The 18,097-nt window shown below is 62.6% G+C and carries 14 protein-coding genes; 8 read left to right on the forward strand and 6 right to left on the reverse strand.

From position 1 onward, the window contains the following. Nucleotides 1-79: 79 nt before the first annotated feature. Complete coding sequence (yjiA, locus tag LOY54_RS03520) at nucleotides 80-1,036, forward strand: GTPase (protein ID WP_093387875.1); 957 nt, start codon at nucleotides 80-82, stop codon at nucleotides 1,034-1,036. Nucleotides 1,037-1,155: 119 nt separating this feature from the next. Here yjiA and glyA read toward each other — a convergent pair whose 3' ends face one another. Both glyA and LOY54_RS03530 read right to left on the reverse strand, forming a co-directional pair. Continuing rightward, on the reverse strand, nucleotides 1,156-2,409 hold the full coding sequence (gene glyA / locus LOY54_RS03525; protein ID WP_093387878.1) for a serine hydroxymethyltransferase: 1,254 nt from the start codon (nucleotides 2,407-2,409) through the stop codon (nucleotides 1,156-1,158). 161 nt (nucleotides 2,410-2,570) lie between these two features. Beyond that, nucleotides 2,571-6,401: an EAL domain-containing protein gene (locus LOY54_RS03530; RefSeq protein WP_093387881.1), complete on the reverse strand. Its 3,831-nt coding sequence runs from the start codon at nucleotides 6,399-6,401 to the stop codon at nucleotides 2,571-2,573. Nucleotides 6,402-6,668: 267 nt separating this feature from the next. Here LOY54_RS03530 and ettA point away from each other — a divergent pair, with 267 nt between their 5' ends. Further along, on the forward strand, nucleotides 6,669-8,333 hold the full coding sequence (gene ettA / locus LOY54_RS03535) for an energy-dependent translational throttle protein EttA (protein WP_045195926.1): 1,665 nt from the start codon (nucleotides 6,669-6,671) through the stop codon (nucleotides 8,331-8,333). Nucleotides 8,334-8,565: 232 nt separating this feature from the next. Continuing rightward, a complete protein-coding gene (gene gdhA, locus LOY54_RS03540; protein ID WP_045196574.1) occupies nucleotides 8,566-9,903 on the forward strand; it encodes an NADP-specific glutamate dehydrogenase in 1,338 nt (445 codons plus the stop codon). Nucleotides 9,904-9,942: 39 nt separating this feature from the next. Here the strand turns inward: gdhA and LOY54_RS03545 are convergent, their stop codons facing one another. The 3 genes from LOY54_RS03545 to LOY54_RS03555 all read right to left on the reverse strand — a co-directional run bounded on the left by LOY54_RS03545 (nucleotide 9,943) and on the right by LOY54_RS03555 (nucleotide 12,807). Further along, on the reverse strand, nucleotides 9,943-10,299 hold the full coding sequence (locus tag LOY54_RS03545; RefSeq protein WP_045195929.1) for a lipoprotein: 357 nt from the start codon (nucleotides 10,297-10,299) through the stop codon (nucleotides 9,943-9,945). 88 nt (nucleotides 10,300-10,387) lie between these two features. Next, entirely contained in the window at nucleotides 10,388-12,241 is a 1,854-nt protein-coding gene (locus tag LOY54_RS03550) for a DUF4105 domain-containing protein (protein WP_258609314.1), read from the reverse strand. Between the two features lie 77 nt (nucleotides 12,242-12,318). Continuing rightward, nucleotides 12,319-12,807, reverse strand: coding sequence for a DUF3015 domain-containing protein (locus LOY54_RS03555; RefSeq protein ID WP_093387889.1), 489 nt, complete (start codon nucleotides 12,805-12,807; stop codon nucleotides 12,319-12,321). A gap of 277 nt (nucleotides 12,808-13,084) precedes the next feature. On the opposite strand from LOY54_RS03555, the gene LOY54_RS03560 reads away from it, so the two are divergent. The 5 genes from LOY54_RS03560 to LOY54_RS03580 all read left to right on the forward strand — a co-directional run bounded on the left by LOY54_RS03560 (nucleotide 13,085) and on the right by LOY54_RS03580 (nucleotide 17,770). After that, nucleotides 13,085-15,523 carry a Lon protease family protein gene (locus LOY54_RS03560; protein WP_045195935.1) on the forward strand — a complete coding sequence of 813 codons (2,439 nt, stop codon included), beginning with the start codon at nucleotides 13,085-13,087 and terminating at the stop codon, nucleotides 15,521-15,523. 172 nt (nucleotides 15,524-15,695) lie between these two features. Then, nucleotides 15,696-16,037: a hypothetical protein gene (locus LOY54_RS03565; protein ID WP_010226382.1), complete on the forward strand. Its 342-nt coding sequence runs from the start codon at nucleotides 15,696-15,698 to the stop codon at nucleotides 16,035-16,037. Between the two features lie 100 nt (nucleotides 16,038-16,137). Continuing rightward, nucleotides 16,138-16,626 carry a TIGR00645 family protein gene (locus tag LOY54_RS03570; protein WP_010226381.1) on the forward strand — a complete coding sequence of 163 codons (489 nt, stop codon included), beginning with the start codon at nucleotides 16,138-16,140 and terminating at the stop codon, nucleotides 16,624-16,626. Between the two features lie 134 nt (nucleotides 16,627-16,760). Further along, nucleotides 16,761-17,066 (forward strand): DUF6482 family protein, encoded by a 306-nt coding sequence (locus LOY54_RS03575; RefSeq protein WP_258609316.1) that lies wholly within the window; start codon nucleotides 16,761-16,763, stop codon nucleotides 17,064-17,066. Between the two features lie 86 nt (nucleotides 17,067-17,152). Further along, on the forward strand, nucleotides 17,153-17,770 hold the full coding sequence (locus tag LOY54_RS03580; protein ID WP_258609318.1) for an FKBP-type peptidyl-prolyl cis-trans isomerase: 618 nt from the start codon (nucleotides 17,153-17,155) through the stop codon (nucleotides 17,768-17,770). A 67-nt stretch (nucleotides 17,771-17,837) separates the two neighbouring features. On the opposite strand, the gene LOY54_RS03585 is transcribed toward LOY54_RS03580, so the two are convergent. After that, nucleotides 17,838-18,086, reverse strand: coding sequence for a hypothetical protein (locus LOY54_RS03585; RefSeq protein ID WP_038997219.1), 249 nt, complete (start codon nucleotides 18,084-18,086; stop codon nucleotides 17,838-17,840). Between the last annotated feature and the right edge of the window lie 11 nt (nucleotides 18,087-18,097).

Below are 18,097 nucleotides of genomic sequence, written 5' to 3' on the forward strand. Positions count from 1 at the left end.
CAAGGCCAGTGACAAAGCTGTGGGAGCCCGGTTCGCGCCGGGCTCCCACAGTCATTTTCAGCGTTCAGGAGTATTCGGTTTGTTACCTCCAATTCCCGTTACCGTGCTCAGCGGCTTTCTCGGCGCCGGCAAGACCACCTTGCTGCGCCACCTGCTCAAGGCCGAGCACGGCCTGAAGATTGCCGTGATCGAAAACGAATTCAGCGATGCCGGCATCGATACCCAACTGCTCGGCGATGAGCCGGTGCAGGTCATGACCCTGGCCAACGGCTGCGTGTGCTGCAGTATCCACACCGACCTGACCAAGGCGCTGTTCCTGCTGCTCGAGCGCCTGGACAGCGGCGAGATCGCCTTTGACCGGCTGGTGATCGAATGCACGGGCCTGGCCGACCCGGCGCCGGTGGCGCAAACCTTCTTCATCGATGAAGAGCTGCGCGAGCGCTACATCCTCGACGGCATCATCACCCTGGTGGATGCCGCGCACGCCGATCAGCACCTGACCCAGGCCATTGCCCAGGCCCAGGTCGGTTTTGCCGACCGCCTGCTGGTGAGCAAGACCGATCTGGTCGACGCCGCCAGCTTCCAGGCCCTGAGCGAGCGCCTGGGGCGGATCAACCGCCGTGCGCCGATCCGGGTGGTGGAACACGGCAAGATCGATCTGGCCGAGTTGCTCGATGTGAGGGGTTTCAACCTCAATGCCAGTCTGAACGTGCGCCCGGTAGTAGCGGCGCCGAGTGTCGACCGGATCTCCAGCATGGTCCTGCGCACCGACCTGCCGCTGGATATCGACCGCCTCAGCGAGTTCATGAACCAGTTGCTTGAAGAGCACGGCAAGCAACTGCTTCGCTACAAAGGCGTGCTGAACATTGCCGGCGAAGATCGGCGCCTGGTGTTCCAGGGGGTGCTCAAGCTTTATGGCTTTGATTGGGATACCGAGTGGGCAGAGGGGGAAGTGCGCGAGAGTGTGATGGTGTTCATTGCCGACGATTTGCCGGAGGCGAAGATTCGCGAAGGGTTTGAGGCTTTGACTCTGTAGGAGCGGGCTTGCCCCGCGATGCGATGGTGCGATCACTATTGCATCGCGGGGCAAGCCCGCTCCTACAGGTACAAAAAAGCCCGGCTCTAGAGCCGGGCTTTTTCACATCACAACTGAGCTTAGTTGCCGTATACCGGCAGCTTGGCGCAGATGGCCTTGACCTTCTCGCGAACGGCGTCGATCACCGCTTCGTTGTTCAGGTCGGCGAGGATGTCGCAGATCCAGCCTGCCAGTTCTTTACACTCGGCCTCTTTGAAGCCACGAGTGGTCACAGCCGGGGTGCCGAAGCGCAGGCCGGAGGTGACGAACGGCGAACGTGGGTCGTTCGGTACCGAGTTCTTGTTGACGGTGATGAAGGCGCGACCCAGGGCGGCGTCGGCGTCTTTACCGGAGATTTCCTGCTTGATCAGCGACAGCAGGAACAGGTGGTTCTGGGTACCGCCGGAGACCACGTCAAAACCGCGCTCGATGAACACACCGGCCATGGCCTGGGCGTTCTTCACCACTTGTTGCTGGTAGGTCTTGAACTCAGGCTGCAGCGCTTCCTTGAAGCAGATGGCCTTGGCGGCGATCACGTGCTCCAGCGGGCCGCCCTGGGCGCCCGGGAATACTGCGGAGTTGAGCTTCTTCTCGATCTCGGCGTTGGCACGCGCGAGGATCAGGCCGCCACGTGGACCGCGCAGGGTCTTGTGGGTAGTGGTGGTGACCACGTCGGCGAATGGCACCGGGTTCGGGTACACGCCTGCAGCGACCAGGCCGGCAACGTGGGCCATGTCGACGAACAGGTAGGCACCGACCTTGTCGGCGATTTCACGGAAGCGTGGGAAGTCGAGGATCTGCGAGTAGGCCGAGAAACCGGCAACGATCATCTTCGGCTTGTGCTCGACCGCCAGGCGCTCGACTTCGTCGTAGTCGATCAGGCCGTTGGCGTCGATGCCGTACTGGATGGCGTTGTACAGCTTGCCCGAGGAGCTGACGTTGGCGCCGTGGGTCAGGTGACCGCCGTGGGCCAGGCTCATGCCCAGGATGGTGTCGCCGGCCGACAGCAGGGCCAGGTAGACGGCGCTGTTGGCTTGCGAGCCAGCGTGCGGCTGGACGTTGGCGTAATCGGCGCCGAACAGCTCCTTGGCACGGTCGATGGCCAGTTGCTCGACCACGTCGACGTATTCGCAACCGCCGTAGTAGCGCTTGCCTGGGTAGCCTTCGGCGTACTTGTTGGTCAGCACCGAGCCCTGGGCTTCCATGACAGCGGGGCTTGTGTAGTTTTCCGAGGCGATCAGCTCGATATGTTCTTCCTGGCGCTGAGCTTCTTGCTCCATGGCGGCAAAGAGATCGGCGTCGTACTTGGCAATGGTCAAATCACGGCTGAACATGGCGGTCCTCAAGGATCGTGCTGAAATAGGCGGGCATTCTACCTCATCAGCTTTTGTCTGGCATATGAAAGGGCATCATGTCGCAGACAAGTGGGGCTCATTCAGGGATCGGTGGTGAATTCATCGCGGGTCAAGCCCGCTCCCACAGACCCGCGATGGGGCTATTCGAACATGAACAGGGTTTCGTTGCTGAACTGCGCCTCGAACTGATGCGCCGGCATCGGTCGCCCGAACAGGTAGCCCTGCACTTCGTCACAGCCGTGTTCACGCAGGAACTCCAGCTGTTCGTGGGTCTCGACGCCCTCGGCGATCACCGCCAGGTTCAGGCTGTGGGCCATGGCGATGATCGCCCGGGCGATCTGTGCATCCTGCTCGCCCTCAGGCAGGCCGTCGACGAAGGTGCGGTCGATCTTCAGCACGTCGATGGGGAACTGCTTGAGGTAGTTGAGCGACGAATAGCCGGTGCCGAAGTCGTCAACGGCGATGCTCAGGCCGAGGTTCTTCAGGCTGTCGAGGATCACCATGGCCTCGTTGACCTCGCGCATCAGGATACTTTCGGTCAGCTCCAGCTCCAGGCATGCCGGCGGCAGGCCGGTTTCCTTGAGGATGGTGGCGATGCGCTCGCCCAGTTGACCGTCGGAGAATTGCCGCGCCGAAATGTTCACCGACACCTTTGGCACCCGCACCTTGGCCTGGTGCCAGGCCTTGAGCTGGCGGCTGGCTTCCTTGAGTACCCAGTCGCCGACATCGACCACCAGGCCCAGCTCCTCGATCACCGGGATGAAATCCCCCGGCGGTACCAGCCCGCGCCGCGGATGACGCCAGCGCAGCAACGCCTCGGCACCGGTCAGGCGCTTGCCGTCGCCGCTGAACTGCGGCTGGTAATAGAGGATGAATTCGTTCTGCTCCAGGGCATGGCGCAGGTCGCTTTCCAGCTCCAGTCGCTCCAGGGCACTGGCGTTCATGTCGGCCTGGTAGAACTGGAAGTTGTTCTTGCCGCGCTCCTTGGCGTGGTACATGGCGGTGTCGGCGTTCTTCATCAACTGGCTGAGTTCGCTGCCGTCCTGCGGGCTCAGGGCGATGCCGATACTGGCGGTGACGAAGAACTCGCGGTTCTCCAGCACGAATGGCCGCACCAGGCTGCCAAGGATCTGCTCGGCCACGTGAATGGCCCGGTTCAGGGCCATTTCGCGGGTGGCGCGCGGTTGCAGCAGCAAGGTGAACTCGTCGCCGCCCATGCGCGCCACGGTGTCGTCGTCATCGACGCAGTCGAGCAGGCGCTCGGCCATGTCCTTGAGCATGCGGTCGCCCGCGGCATGGCCGAGGGAGTCGTTGATCGGCTTGAAGCGGTCGAGGTCGAGGAACATCAGCACCACCCAGGCCTTTTGTCGCTCGGCTTGCTGCAGGGCAGTGTGCAGGCGGTCCTGGAACAGGGTGCGGTTGGGCAAGTGGGTCAGGGCGTCGTAGTAGGCCAGGCGATGGATGCGCTGTTCGCTGGCCTTGCGCTCGCTGATGTCGGTAAAGAAGCACACGTAGCTGGCCAGGTCGCCTTCATCGTCGAGCACCGCGGTAATGCCGACCCAGGCCGGGTAATGTTCGCCGCTGCGGCGCTTGAGCCACACTTCACCTTCCCAGGTGCCGCGCTGGTGCAGCTGTTTGAGCACGTAGCGCAGGTGTGCATCCTGGTGCTCATCGACGGTCAGCAGGCTCGGCAACTGGTCCAGCACGTCGGCCACGGCATAGCCGCTGACGCGGCTGAAGGCTTCGTTGGCCTGGACGATGTAGCCGGCCGGGTCGGTAATGAGGATCGCCGAGGTCGAGTGCTCGAACACCGTGGCGGCCATGCGCAGGTCTTTCTCGGCGCGGCGCTGCTGGCTGATGTCGCGGCCCACGCCAAGGATGCCCTCGAAGCGCTCCTGGTCATCCCAGACCAGCACCAGGCGCAGCTCGATCGGGATCTTGCGGCCGTCGGCGCGCAGGCAATCGAACAGGAACAGCTGAGTCGGCAACTGGGTGCGCAGCAGTTCCATCTGTTCGGGGTCGCCCAGGGCCTTGTTGACCCGCTCGACCAGGCTGTAGATACCGGTGAGCTGGGCCGGGTTGGCGATGGTCGAGTGCCAGCCGTTCTCGAAAATCCACTCCACTTCAAAGCCCAGCACCGCCTGGATCGACGGGCTGACGTAGTTCAGTTGCAACTGGCTGTCGGTGGAGAAGATCACGTCGCTGATACTTTCGGCGAGCATGCGGTAGCGCTGTTCGCTGTCGCGCAGAGACTCGCTGGCCTCGATCTGCTCGGTAACGTCCTTGCCGACGCCGATGATCCGCGTCACGCAACCTGCGCTGTCGCGGGTCAGGGCCTGCTCGCGGATGTCGAAACGCAGCCAGCGCTGGTCGTGGTGACGGAAGCGCAGCTGGCAATGCAGTTGCTCGACGTAGCCCGAATCGCGTTGCTGCTGGCGCAACTGGTGATAGAGCTGGGCGTCGTCCGGGTGCAGCAGCACCTCCCAGAAATGGTCGCCCATCTGCGCAAGCTCGGTGCGGCTGTAACCCAGGGTCTGGCCGAGGTTGCGGTTGCTGAAGATCATCAGCTGGCTATGCACGTCCTGGACGTACAACTGGTCGGGCACGGTGCGCACCACATCCGACCAGAAGCTTTCGCGCTCGAGCAACGACAGCTCGACCTGCTTGCGGCTGGTGATGTCGCTGATGCTGAGGATCACTGCCTGGTAATCGCGGCGCTGCTGCGGGAAACGCACCATCAGCCACAGGTGCAGGTCGTCGCCACCGGGCACCGGCAGGCGCACTTCCAGCTCCAGCTGCTGCTGGTTGTCGAGGATCGCCCCGAGGAGCTGGATGCCGATGCCTTCGTTACCGGTCTGCGAGCCTTCGACCAGGCGTTGCCAGGCACTGTCGCAACAGTTGACGCCCAGCAGTTGCAAGGCCACCTGGTTGACCTCGGTGACTTTCAGCTCCTGGAGCAAAATCCGCCGCAATGGCTGGTCGAAGGCCAGGCGCTGTTCCAGCGCCGGGCGGCTGCGCAGGCGATAGCGCTCGAGCTGGCCGGGCAGGCCCGAGAGGTCGAGCACGCACAGGGCGACCCCGGTGCCTTCGAAGATATCGTGATAACGTCGGCGGCTTTCCTGCAGCAGGCGATGGCGGCGGCGCATGTTGATCAGCGCCAGCAGCGGGATCAGCGCGCAGAACAGCCCCAGCATGCATTTGCCGATCAGCGCCGGCAGCAGTTGCTGGCGGGCAAGGCCGGCATCGAACAGGCCGCGCAGTTGCCAGGTACTGTTGTCGAGGAACGCCAGCATCACGCTTTGCAGCGGCTCGTCGCTGCCGGGGGTCGGCTGGTGGCGGTTGATGATCTCGCCGGTGCGGCTGTTTTCCAGCAGCCACAACGGGTGATTGGGGCGGTCCAGGTGGTTGGTCAGGTCGCTGTAGTAACCCGGGGCCAGGCGCAGGAACCAGTAGCCGCTGGGCGCCTCGCCCGGCTGGCGCAGCAACAGGTAGACCTGTTGGTTGTCGGCACTGTTGCTGTAATAGAAGTCGCGGCCCTGGTTGAGCCGCAGCAGTTCGTCCAGTGCCTGGTAATCGGGTGTATCCTTCAGGCTGTCGGCCTGCAGGCTGCCATCGGCACCAATCCAGGCGACGCTGAGCAGCTTGGGCTGCTGCTGGCGCAGTTGCGCGATGACCTGCGCCAGTTGCTCAGGGGCAGGCGATGAGCGGTAGGGCTGGATCTGGTTGAGCGCCACCTGGGCCTTGAGCGCCATGTTCAGGCTCATGTGGTCGGCGAGCTCGGCGCTGGCGTTCAGGCTGTGCTGGTACTGGTCAGCCTGGGTATGACGGAACTGGGCGATCAACTGCCACAGCAGCAGGCCTAGCAGCAACAGCACCAACAGGGCCAGCGCGCCTTTCAATGAGCCGCGCAGCGGCGAGCCTGACGCAGTGGCCGGCTTGCGCAGGGATGACGGCTGAGTGAGATTGGTCAAACGTTGATCCTGCGGTATGGCTGGATGGCAGGTTTAGAGCTGCTGGTTGGCAAGTGCCGCGTTCCTGGCGACGGCTCCGGTTGCGCACTATAAGCCGGACGCCCGAAGGGCGGCTAGCATGCCCGCAAACGTGGCAAAGTGCCAGCCCTGTTCGTCGGCGGTTTGCCCAACCCGGCGCATTACGGTAGCTTTGGCCCTTTCCTGGGCGCCACGGCGCCCTTCATCTGTTTCGTTTCTATTTTTTCGTCTCTGACGCTAGGTTTTTCCATGGCTCAATACGTCTATACCATGCATCGGCTGGGCAAGGTTGTCCCGCCGAAGCGGGAAATCCTCAAGAACATTTCGCTGTCCTTCTTCCCCGGCGCCAAGATCGGCGTGCTCGGCCTCAACGGCTCGGGTAAATCCACCCTGCTGAAAATCATGGCGGGTGTCGATACCGAGTTCGACGGCGAAGCCCGTCCGATGCCGGACCTGAACATCGGCTACCTGCCACAGGAGCCACAGCTGGACCCGTCCAAGACCGTGCGTGAAGTGGTCGAGGAAGCGGTCAGCGTGATCAAGGACGCCCAGGCCCGCCTGGACGAGGTCTACGCCGCCTACGCCGAGCCGGATGCCGACTTCGACAAGCTGGCCGCCGAACAGGCCAAACTCGAAGCCATCCTCCAGGCCAGCGACGGTCACAACCTCGAGCGCCAGCTGGAAGTGGCCGCCGACGCCCTGCGCCTGCCAGCGTGGGAAGCCAAGGTCGAGCACCTGTCCGGTGGTGAGAAGCGCCGTGTGGCCCTGTGCCGCCTGCTGCTGTCGGCCCCCGACATGCTCCTGCTCGACGAACCGACCAACCACCTGGACGCCGATTCCGTCGCCTGGCTGGAACACTTCCTTCACGACTTCCCGGGCACCGTGGTCGCGATTACCCACGACCGGTACTTCCTCGACAACGTTGCCGGCTGGATCCTCGAGCTCGACCGCGGCGCCGGTATTCCGTATGAAGGCAACTATTCGGGTTGGCTGGAAGCCAAGTCCGATCGTCTGGCCCAGGAATCCAAGCAGCAGTCGGCCCATGAAAAGGCCATGAAGGAAGAACTGGAGTGGGTGCGCAAAGGCGCCAAGGCACGTCAGTCCAAGTCCAAGGCCCGCCTGCAACGCTTCGAAGAAATGCAGTCGCAGGAATTCCAGAAGCGCAGCGAGACCAACGAGATCTACATCCCGGCCGGTCCGCGCCTGGGTGACAAGGTGATCGAGTTCAAGAACGTCAGCAAGGGCTATGGCGATCGCGTGCTGATCGACAACCTGTCGTTCTCCATGCCAAAAGGCGCGATCGTCGGCGTGATCGGCGGTAACGGTGCCGGTAAATCGACTCTGTTCCGCATGCTGATGGGCAAGGAACAACCGGACTCGGGCAGCATCGAGATCGGTGAAACCGTGCAACTGGCCTGCGTCGACCAGAGCCGCGAAGACCTTGACGGCAACAAGACCGTGTTCCAGCAGATCTCCGACGGCTCCGACCAGCTGCGCATCGGCACCTACGAGATTCCGTCGCGCACCTACGTTGGCCGTTTCAACTTCAAGGGCGGCGACCAGCAGAAGTTCGTCAAGGACCTCTCCGGTGGTGAGCGCGGCCGTCTGCACCTGGCCCTGACCCTGAAAGAGGGCGCCAACGTCCTGCTGCTCGACGAACCGTCCAACGACCTCGACGTCGAAACCCTGCGTTCGCTGGAGGAAGCCCTGCTGGACTTCCCGGGCGCCGCTATCGTGATTTCTCACGATCGCTGGTTCCTGGACCGTGTGGCGACCCACATCCTGGCCTACGAAGACGATTCGCAGGCGGTGTTCTTCGAAGGCAACTACACCGAGTACGAAGCCGATCGCAAGAAACGCCTGGGCGAAGCGGCTGCCCAGCCGCACCGCGTACGGCACAAAAAACTGGCATGACCCTCAGGGGTTTGCACTGAAACGGGGCCTTCGGGTCCCGTTTTTTTTGCCCGAAATTTACCCCTGCCCTGTAGGAGCGGGCTTGCCCCGCGATACGGCTTAACATGTATACACTTATACAAATGCACCATTTAATTTCATAAAAACGACATTGCGCCCTGTTGCGGTGCCGTGGCTTCTTGGTAAAGTCGAGGAAAAAACATAAGTCCAACTCCATCTGGTGAATGTCTACATGATCGAATCTGTCGAAGATTTCCTCGCCCGCCTCAAGCAACGCGACCCGGCCCAGCCTGAATTCCATCAGGCGGTCGAAGAGGTGCTGCGCAGCCTCTGGCCGTTCCTCGAAGCCAATCCACACTACCTGCAGGCCGGTATCCTCGAGCGTATGGTCGAGCCTGAGCGGGCGATCCTGTTTCGCGTGTCGTGGGTCGATGACCAGGGCAAGGTCCAGGTCAACCGCGGCTACCGCATCCAGATGAGCAGTGCCATCGGCCCGTACAAGGGCGGCCTGCGCTTCCACCGCTCGGTGAACCTTGGCGTGCTCAAATTCCTGGCCTTCGAACAGGTATTCAAGAACTCCCTGACCTCGCTGCCCATGGGCGGCGGCAAGGGCGGCTCGGACTTCGATCCGAAGGGCAAGAGCGATGCCGAAGTCATGCGCTTCTGCCAGGCATTCATGAGCGAGCTGTACCGCCACATCGGTGCCGACCTCGATGTGCCGGCCGGCGATATCGGCGTTGGCGCCCGCGAGATCGGCTTCCTGTTCGGCCAGTACAAGCGCCTGGCCAACCAGTTCACCTCGGTGCTGACCGGCAAAGGCATGACTTACGGCGGCAGCCTGATCCGCCCGGAAGCCACCGGCTACGGCTGCGTGTACTTCGCCGAAGAAATGCTCAAGCGCCAGGACCTGCGCATCGACGGTCGCCGGGTGGCCATCTCCGGCTCCGGCAACGTTGCCCAGTATGCGGCGCGCAAGGTCATGGACCTGGGCGGTAAGGTGATCTCGCTGTCCGACTCCGAAGGCACCCTGTACTGCGAAGCCGGCATGAGCGACGAGCAGTGGGATGCGCTGATGGAGCTGAAAAACGTCAAGCGCGGCCGTATCAGCGAGCTGGCCGAACGTTTCGGCCTGGAGTTCCGCAAGGGCCAGCGCCCCTGGAACCTAGCCTGCGACATTGCCCTGCCATGCGCGACGCAGAACGAACTGGACGCCGAAGACGCCCGCACCCTGCTGCGCAACGGCTGCCTCTGCGTGGCCGAAGGCGCCAACATGCCGACCACCCTCGAGGCTGTGGATATCTTCATCGAGGCCGGCATTCTCTTCGCCCCGGGCAAGGCCTCCAACGCCGGCGGTGTGGCCGTCAGTGGCCTGGAGATGTCGCAGAACGCCATGCGCCTGCTGTGGACCGCCGGTGAAGTGGACAGCAAGCTGCACAACATCATGCAGTCGATCCACCACGCCTGCGTGCACTACGGCGAAGAGAACGGCCGCATCAACTACGTCAAAGGCGCCAACATCGCCGGCTTCGTCAAGGTTGCCGATGCCATGCTGGCCCAGGGGGTGGTTTAAGCCTCGGGTTCGACGGCGACGACTTCGGGTGCTTGTGGCCTATTTGTGTCGATAGGCGCGCGCGGCGTCGCGATCCTTTTCTTCCTGCCACTGCTCATCGCGCTCATCCCAGTGACGGGCGCGATACTCCTGCAGGTCCTGGTTCTCCTGCATGGCGTGGCACTGGCGAAAGCCGTCGTCCCAGCCGGACTCGTACTGGCGGTTGTGCAGGTAGCGCGGCACGTCTTTGCGAAAGTCCCCGGCCATCACCCCGGCGGCCTGGCGACCGCTGCTGCAACCGTCCTGGAAGCCATCGGCATAGGCCGGTGGGTAACCTTGATTGATCAATTGCTCATGGGTTGTCTGGCAACCTGTGAGCACACCCATTACCACCATTACCAGCCAGTACCGCCGCATGTTCAGACTCTCCGCTTGCCAGGGAAAGTCTAGGCGGGCAATTGTCGGCGGCGTGTCAAAAGGATGTGATCAAGGTATTGGGGCCTTGCTAATAGTGATACCACTTGAGCTCCAGCATCACCTCGTTCTGCGCTGACGCAAGCTTGCTGAAGTCGCGGCTGGCACTCAAACGTACACCCAGATCGCGGGACAGCTCCCACTGCTGATTCAGACTCAGGCTACGGCGCACCTCGCCATTGGTGAAGTAGTCGGCCTTGGCCTCGACGCTCAGGTTGCCCAGCGGGTTGCGCCACAGCATCCCGGTATTGAAGCCTGCAGCCGGCGCAATGAAGCCGGCGAAGTCATTGTTGTGCTCGACGCGCACCGTGCCCAGGGCAAAGCCCAGTACGTCATCGGCCAACTGCCAGGTAGCGCCGGCGCCGCCGTTGACGTGGCTGACCAGCACCTCGTCGCCGTGCTTGCCCAGCACTCGCTCAAGCCCCCCGGCGACCTGCCAGGACCAGGGTTGCAGCAGGGCGTTGCGCGGGGTCAGCGAGCGGATGGTCGCCAGGTCCAGGCGCTGCACCTGCCAGTCGTTGCCTTCGTACTGGCGCAGCTTGAGCTGGAGGATCTCGATCTGTGCGCCGAGGGGGAAGCCGTAGGCGTTGTCGTTGAGGTCGTGATAGGCCATGCGCAGGCCATATTCGGCGTAGGCGCGATCATCGCGGCTGCCCAGGCCCAATTGCCAGGTACGTGACTGGTGGCCGTCCTCAGGCAAGCCGGGGCGCTCGATCTCAAGCTCCGGCGGCGGGTTGCGGTTGATTGCCCGTAGCAGCTCGAAGCTGCGCTTGGTCCGCGCCGGGTCGCGCTCCTGACCGTTGGCGCGGTAACGCTCCAGGCGGTAGGCGGCGTCCTGCACCAGGGCCTGGCGCTCGCGGGGCAGGGCGGTGAACGCGGGGCTCTGTAGCTGCGCGGTGTCGGCACCGACGGCCAGCACCTGTTGCTGTTCCTCGGCCTCCAGCGGCTTGGCGCGCTCCAGCAGTTCGCGCTCGCGCGACGGCCGGTAGTCGATACGCTCGACCAGGCCGGCCTGCTTGACCGCCTTGACCGTGTCGGTGGGGATCGCGGTCAGCGGGAACTGCGAGGTCAGGTCCAGGCTCGGACGCGCCACCTGCAGCAGTTCGAGCAGGCGGTAGGAGCAGTTTTCGTCGAAGAAGAAGTAGTCGAACTGGATCTGCTTGAGTTCCCAGACGTGCTCGACCATGCGCCCGGTTTCTTCCGGGGTCAGGTTCAGCCGGTATTCCCACAGGTCGCGGTTTTCCAGGCTACGGTACTCGGAGAGTTTCTCCTGGTAGGGCACCAGGGCGAACAGGCCCGGGTAGCCGCCCATCAGGCCCTTCCAGGCATAGAGGATGCTGTTGTCGCTGCCTTCGATATAGGCGCCGAAGTTGATCGCGTAGCTGAGCAGGGCGGTTTCGTTGCTCTGCACGTCGGCCTGGTCGATGCGTAGCAGGGTATGGCCGAACATCGACGAGGGGCTGTTGAGGTAGGCGGCCGGGAAGATCATCACCGCACTGTGCGGCGAGACGTCCTTGAACCACTGGGTGTAGTCCTTGCAGTCCGGGCTCGGCAGGTCGTTCAGTTGCAACTGCTCGCGCAGCCAGCGGGTACGTGCCGGGAACACGCACTGGGCATGTTTGTCGCCCAGGCTCGCCGGTGCGTACAGCGCCTTGACGGTGGCGCGCAGCTCTTGGTCGGGGTGATGGGCGCCGTCTTCGGCAAGAAAGAAGCGTTGGTCATCGACGTAACTGCGCCAGCCGCCCAGCTTGGCCGTCTCGTAATGGCCGAGGGCGATCCAGTAGCGGTCGGCCGCCAGTTGCTTAAGGCGTGCTTCATCGAATGAAGGGGCAGCATGCAGCGGGGCGCAGGCACAGAGCGCCAGGTAGGCAAGGCGTTTGAGCATGTCGGGCAACTAAGTCTGAATGATGCCGATAGAGGCGGACAACAACCCGCCCCGGTGAAGGGGCGGGTGGGCCGAGCTTAAGCCTGGGTGACGTACTTGGCCAGACGTGGATCGCTTTTCAGTACCGCGAGGGTGTTGCTGTGTACATCTTCAGCCGTGACATCGGCGGTCTTGAAGATGTCCTGGAAGTGTTGATGGGTAACCGCGGCGAAGTGCGCGCGATCTTCCGGTGCGACACCGAGCACCACGGCATAGGTGGTCAGTGCTTCACCTTGACCCTTGGCCATGTCTTCGGAGAGTTCGTTCATCATGCCGTTCATGGCGAACCATGATTTACCGCCATAGGTCAGCGCAGCGTTGGTCGAGCAGCCGTTGGTGCCCGAGGTCATGCCGAAAGTGGCGTTGCCGGAGGTGCCGTTGGTGGTGGATGCAAGGAAGTGGGCCGGTGTGCCGCGTTGGCCCTCGAACAGCATGTTGCCCCAGCCGCAATCCGGTCCGCCAGGGGCCTGGGCCATGGCATTGAGGGAGACCGCGGTGAACAGAGTACCCAGAAGAATCCGTTTCATAGCATTGTTCTCTTTCTAGAATTACATACCAAAGGTCAGGGTTGTCTGGCATATCTGTAGGACCAGTTGCCAGGGCGGGTCGGTTATTTACCCAGCCGCGCAGTTTGGAGTTTAGGCACGATCTAAGGGTTCCGTGATTTATTGCGAAAGATTGCCTGAAAATATTGACGTAGATCGGCTTTTCGCCCCTGCGACAATTAGCAGCGATGAGCCTTGCAACGTGCACGCGCACGGCGCCAGAATGCTGACATCCGCCCCGCCGAAGTAAGGAAGCCCGATGCCCGATCCTGTCGCTGCGAGCCTGCGTCTTGCGCCCGAAGCCCTGACCCGGCCGTTTTCCGCTGAACAGTTCGCTTTTTCCACCACCAATGATCTGGAGCCTTTTCGCGGTGTGCTTGGCCAGGAGCGTGCAGTCGAAGCCTTGCAGTTCGGCGTCGCCATGCCGCGTCCCGGGTATAACGTCTTCGTCATGGGCGAGCCCGGCACTGGCCGTTTCTCGTTCGTCAAACGCTACCTCAAGGCCGAAGGCAAGCGCCTGCAAACGCCGTCGGACTGGGTCTATGTCAACAACTACGACGAGCCACGCGAGCCGCGCGCGCTGGAGTTGCCACCGGGCAGCGCCGGGGCGTTCATCAGCGACATCGGTGGCCTGATCGACAACCTGCTGGCAACCTTTCCGGCAGTGTTCGAGCACCCGTCCTACCAGCAGAAAAAAAGCGCCATCGACCGCGCCTTCAACCAGCGATACGACCGTGCCCTGGATGTGATCGAGCGCGCCTCGCTGGAAAAGGACGTGGCCCTGTACCGCGACAGCAGCAACGTTGCCTTCACCCCGATGGCCGACGGCAAGGCGCTGGACGAAGCGGAATTTGCGCAGCTGCCGGAAGCCGAGCGCGAGCGTTTCCACGACGATATCGCCGCGCTGGAAGAACGCCTCAACGAAGAACTGGCGAGCCTGCCGCAATGGAAGCGCGAATCGAGCAACCAGCTGCGTCAACTTAACGAAGAAACCATCACCCTGGCCTTGCAGCCATTGCTGGCGCCGCTGTCTGAAAAGTACGCCGAGAACGCCGCCGTCTGTGCCTACCTGCAAGCCATGCAGGTCTACCTGCTGCGCACAGTGGTCGAGCAACTGGTTGATGACAGCAAGACCGACGCCCAGGCGCGCAAGCTGCTCGAAGAGCAGTACGCACCGAGCCTGGTGGTCGGCCATCACGCCAGCGGCGGGGCGCCGGTGGTGTTCGAGCCGCACCCGACCTACGACAACCTGTTCGGCCGTATCGAATACAGCACCGACCAGGGCGCGTTGTACACCACCTATCGGCAACTGCGCCCAGGGGCCCTGCACCGGGCCAACGGCGGCTTCCTGATTCTGGAAGCCGAGAAGATGCTCAGCGAGCCGTTTGTCTGGGACGCGCTCAAGCGCGCCCTGCAGTCGCGCAAGCTGAAGATGGAATCGCCGTTGGGCGAGTTCGGCCGCCTGGCCACCGTGACCCTCAACCCGCAGATGATCCCGCTGAACATCAAGGTGGTGATCATCGGTGCGCGCCAGCTGTACTACGCCCTGCAGGATCACGATCCGGACTTCCAGGAGATGTTCCGGGTGCTGGTCGACTTCGACGAAGACATCCCCATGGTCGACGAGAGCCTGGAGCAGTTCGCCCAGTTGCTCAAGACCCGCACCAGCGAGGAGGGCATGGCGCCGCTGAGCGCCGACGCGGTGGCGCGCCTGGCGACCTACAGCGCGCGCCTGGCCGAGCACCAGGGGCGTTTGTCGGCGCGTATTGGTGATTTGTTCCAGCTGGTCAGCGAGGCAGACTTTATCCGCCACCTGGCCAATGACGAAATGACCGACGCCGGGCACATCGAACGTGCGCTCAAGGCCAAGGCCACGCGCACCGGCCGTGTGTCGGCGCGGATTCTCGACGACATGCTGGCCGGCATCATCCTCATCGATACCGACGGCGCCGCGGTGGGCAAGTGCAACGGCCTGACCGTACTGGAAGTCGGCGATTCAGCCTTCGGGGTGCCGGCGCGGATCTCCGCCACGGTCTACCCCGGCGGCAGCGGTATCGTCGACATCGAGCGCGAGGTCAACCTCGGCCAGCCGATCCACTCCAAGGGGGTGATGATCCTCACCGGTTATCTGGGCAGCCGTTATGCCCAGGAATTCCCCCTGGCGATCTCCGCGAGTATCGCCCTGGAGCAGTCCTACGGTTATGTCGACGGCGACAGCGCCTCGCTGGGCGAGGCCTGCACGCTGATCTCGGCCTTGTCGAAAACCCCGCTCAAGCAGTGCTTCGCCATCACCGGCTCGATCAACCAGTTCGGTGAAGTGCAGGCGGTCGGTGGGGTCAACGAGAAGATCGAGGGCTTCTTCCGCCTTTGTGAAGCCCGTGGCCTGACTGGCGAGCAGGGCGCGATCATCCCGCGTGCCAACGTTGCCACGCTGATGCTCGACGAGCGGGTGCTGCAGGCGGTACGCGCCGGCATGTTCCACGTCTACGCCGTAAGCCAGGCCGACGAGGCCCTGAGCCTTTTGGTCGGTGAACCTGCCGGTGAGCCGGACGAAGAAGGCCAGTTCCCGGAAGGCAGCGTCAACGCCCGGGTCGTCGAGCGCCTGCGGGTAATTGCCGAGATGATCAGCGAAGAAGACCTCAAGGAGGCAGAAAAGGAGCACGCCGAACAGGCCCTGGCCCAGGTCAAACCGTCCTGATCTGAGTGGTACGAGTCAAAAAAACGGCGCTAAATGGAGCATGACCATTCGGCGCCGGTTTTTCCACGCATGGGCGGAATTCTTCTATTCTTCAGTTCAGGGACAGTCGTAGGTACAGGAAGAGACAGCCTTCACCTGAAGGCTGAACAAGGGTTTACCGAGGACCTCCGCCATGCCGCGCAGCCTCAGCCTCACCCGTCAATGCCTGGGCCTGGTGACCCGCATTGAGTGCAGCATCCGCCCATTGGCCGGTGACAACGGCATGTGGACCCTGCTGTTTGCCGCCGGCATGGCTGGCGAGCAGCCCTCTGCGATCAAGGCCCAGGGGCCGTTTCACGGGCCATTCGTGGCCGAATCGGTGCTCAACGCCATTGTCGACAGCCTGACCCTGCACGGTTACCAACTGGCTGACGATCCGCAGATCTGGTGCGTGCACCTGCAAGCGCAACTGCGCCGGATCAACGGCGAACGCGTGCATCACGTCGGCGACTTCCAGTTCCATCCGGAAACCTGAGACGCCTGCGCCGCGCCTGTGGCAGCGTGCCACGGGCTTTTTCTGTCATGGGTGGCTGTTATACTCGCGCTCGCTTTTTTGCCAACCTGACGAGTTTTCAATGGAACGTATTATCGAAAATGCGATGTATGCCTCGCGCTGGCTGCTCGCGCCCATCTACTTTGGTCTGTCGTTGGGCCTGTTGGCGCTGGCACTGAAGTTCTTCCAGGAGATCTTCCACGTCCTGCCCAACGTCTTCGCCCTGGCTGAAGCCGACCTGATCCTGGTGCTGCTGTCGCTGATCGACATGGCCCTGGTCGGCGGCCTGCTGGTGATGGTGATGATTTCCGGTTACGAGAACTTCGTCTCGCAGCTGGATATCGACGAAGACAAGGAAAAACTCAGCTGGCTGGGCAAGATGGACTCGTCTTCGCTGAAGATGAAAGTCGCAGCCTCGATCGTGGCGATTTCCTCGATCCACCTGCTGCGGGTGTTCATGGACGCGCGCAACATCGAACCCCAGTACCTGATGTGGTACGTGATCATTCACATGACCTTCGTGGTCTCGGCCTTTGCCATGGGTTACCTGGACAAGGTCACCAAGCACTGATCAGGCGTTGTGCCAGTTAAATAACCGCCCGTCCGTTGCAAAACGGACGGGCGGTTGCGTTTTTGCCTTGTGCTTTGCCTGCCGCTGTACAAAAAATGAACGGTCACTCGAAGTTCCAGTAACGAGGTATCGCGATGAACCTTCAACAACTGAACACCGAGGCCAGGGCCGGTCATGTCGATGAACTAAACCTGATCGCCATCGAGGGCGGGGACTTCATTATCGAAGCCCGGGTCAAAGGCCGTGCACATCCCTTGGCAGATAAGCGTGGACGGCGGCTGCAAGTGCATTCAGTGGTCGACGCGCAGCGATTGATTGACGGCCTGCCCGCTGTACCGCTGCACCTGGTGCACTGGTCGATGGACGACGAGATGTGCGGTGGTGACGACGCCGGTGACGGCGACCTGAAAATCCCGATGCCACGACGTTCGGCCTGGTAGCTGATCTGCGCAAGCGCAGTGTGCTAGGCTGCTCGCCCTTTTCATAAAGGGCGCGGCTGTCGTGCGCCCTGCAGCGGAGCAAGCAAATGTCCGAACTCAACCTGTCTACCGACGAAACTCGCGTCAGCTACGGCATCGGCCGTCAGCTGGGTGGCCAACTGCGTGACAACCCGCCACCAGGTGTGAACCTGGACGCCATCCTGGCCGGCCTGACCGACGCCTTCAACGGCCAGGACAGCCGCGTCAGCGAAGCCGACCTGTCGGCCAGCTTCAAGGTTATCCGCGAAATCATGCAAGCCGAAGCTGCGGCCAAGGCCGAAGCTGCCGCTGGCGAAGGCAAGGCTTTCCTGGCTGAAAACGCCAAGCGTGACGGCATCACCACCCTGGCTTCGGGCCTGCAGTTCGAAGTACTGACTGCTGGCGAAGGCGCCAAGCCAAGCCGCGACGACAGCGTGCGTACCCACTACCACGGCACCCTGATCGACGGCACCGTGTTCGACAGCTCCTACGAGCGCGGCCAGCCAGCAGAGTTCCCGGTCAGCGGCGTGATCGCCGGCTGGACCGAAGCCCTGCAACTGATGAACGCCGGTAGCAAATGGCGCCTGTACGTGCCGAGCGAGCTGGCTTACGGCGCTCAGGGCGTTGGCAGCATCCCGCCGCACAGCGTGCTGTTGTTCGACGTCGAGCTGCTGGACGTTCTGTAAGACCGATCGCGGGGCAAGCCCGCTCCTACACAATTCGGGTAGGAGCGGGCTTGCCCCGCGATGCTGTTCAGTTCCAATCGGTTCCACCGCCAGGGCGCAACGCCCGGGCATAGCAAAACAGGAACAGGTTCCTCACCAGCTCCTTGAGCACACTCGGCTCACTTGAATTCAAACCATTGAGATCCAGGTCGCCCTGGTCGCGCAGTTCGTCCAGTGCTTCTTCTTCAAGCACGGCACACACCTCGCCGGTTTCCCGGTGCAGGATGCGCAGGTAAGGATGGGGGCGGTCAAGCCAGGCGTCTATCAGATAAGTCATGGCTATTCTCC

The sequence above is a fragment of the Pseudomonas sp. B21-032 genome, assembly GCF_024748965.1.
Classification (GTDB): domain Bacteria; phylum Pseudomonadota; class Gammaproteobacteria; order Pseudomonadales; family Pseudomonadaceae; genus Aquipseudomonas.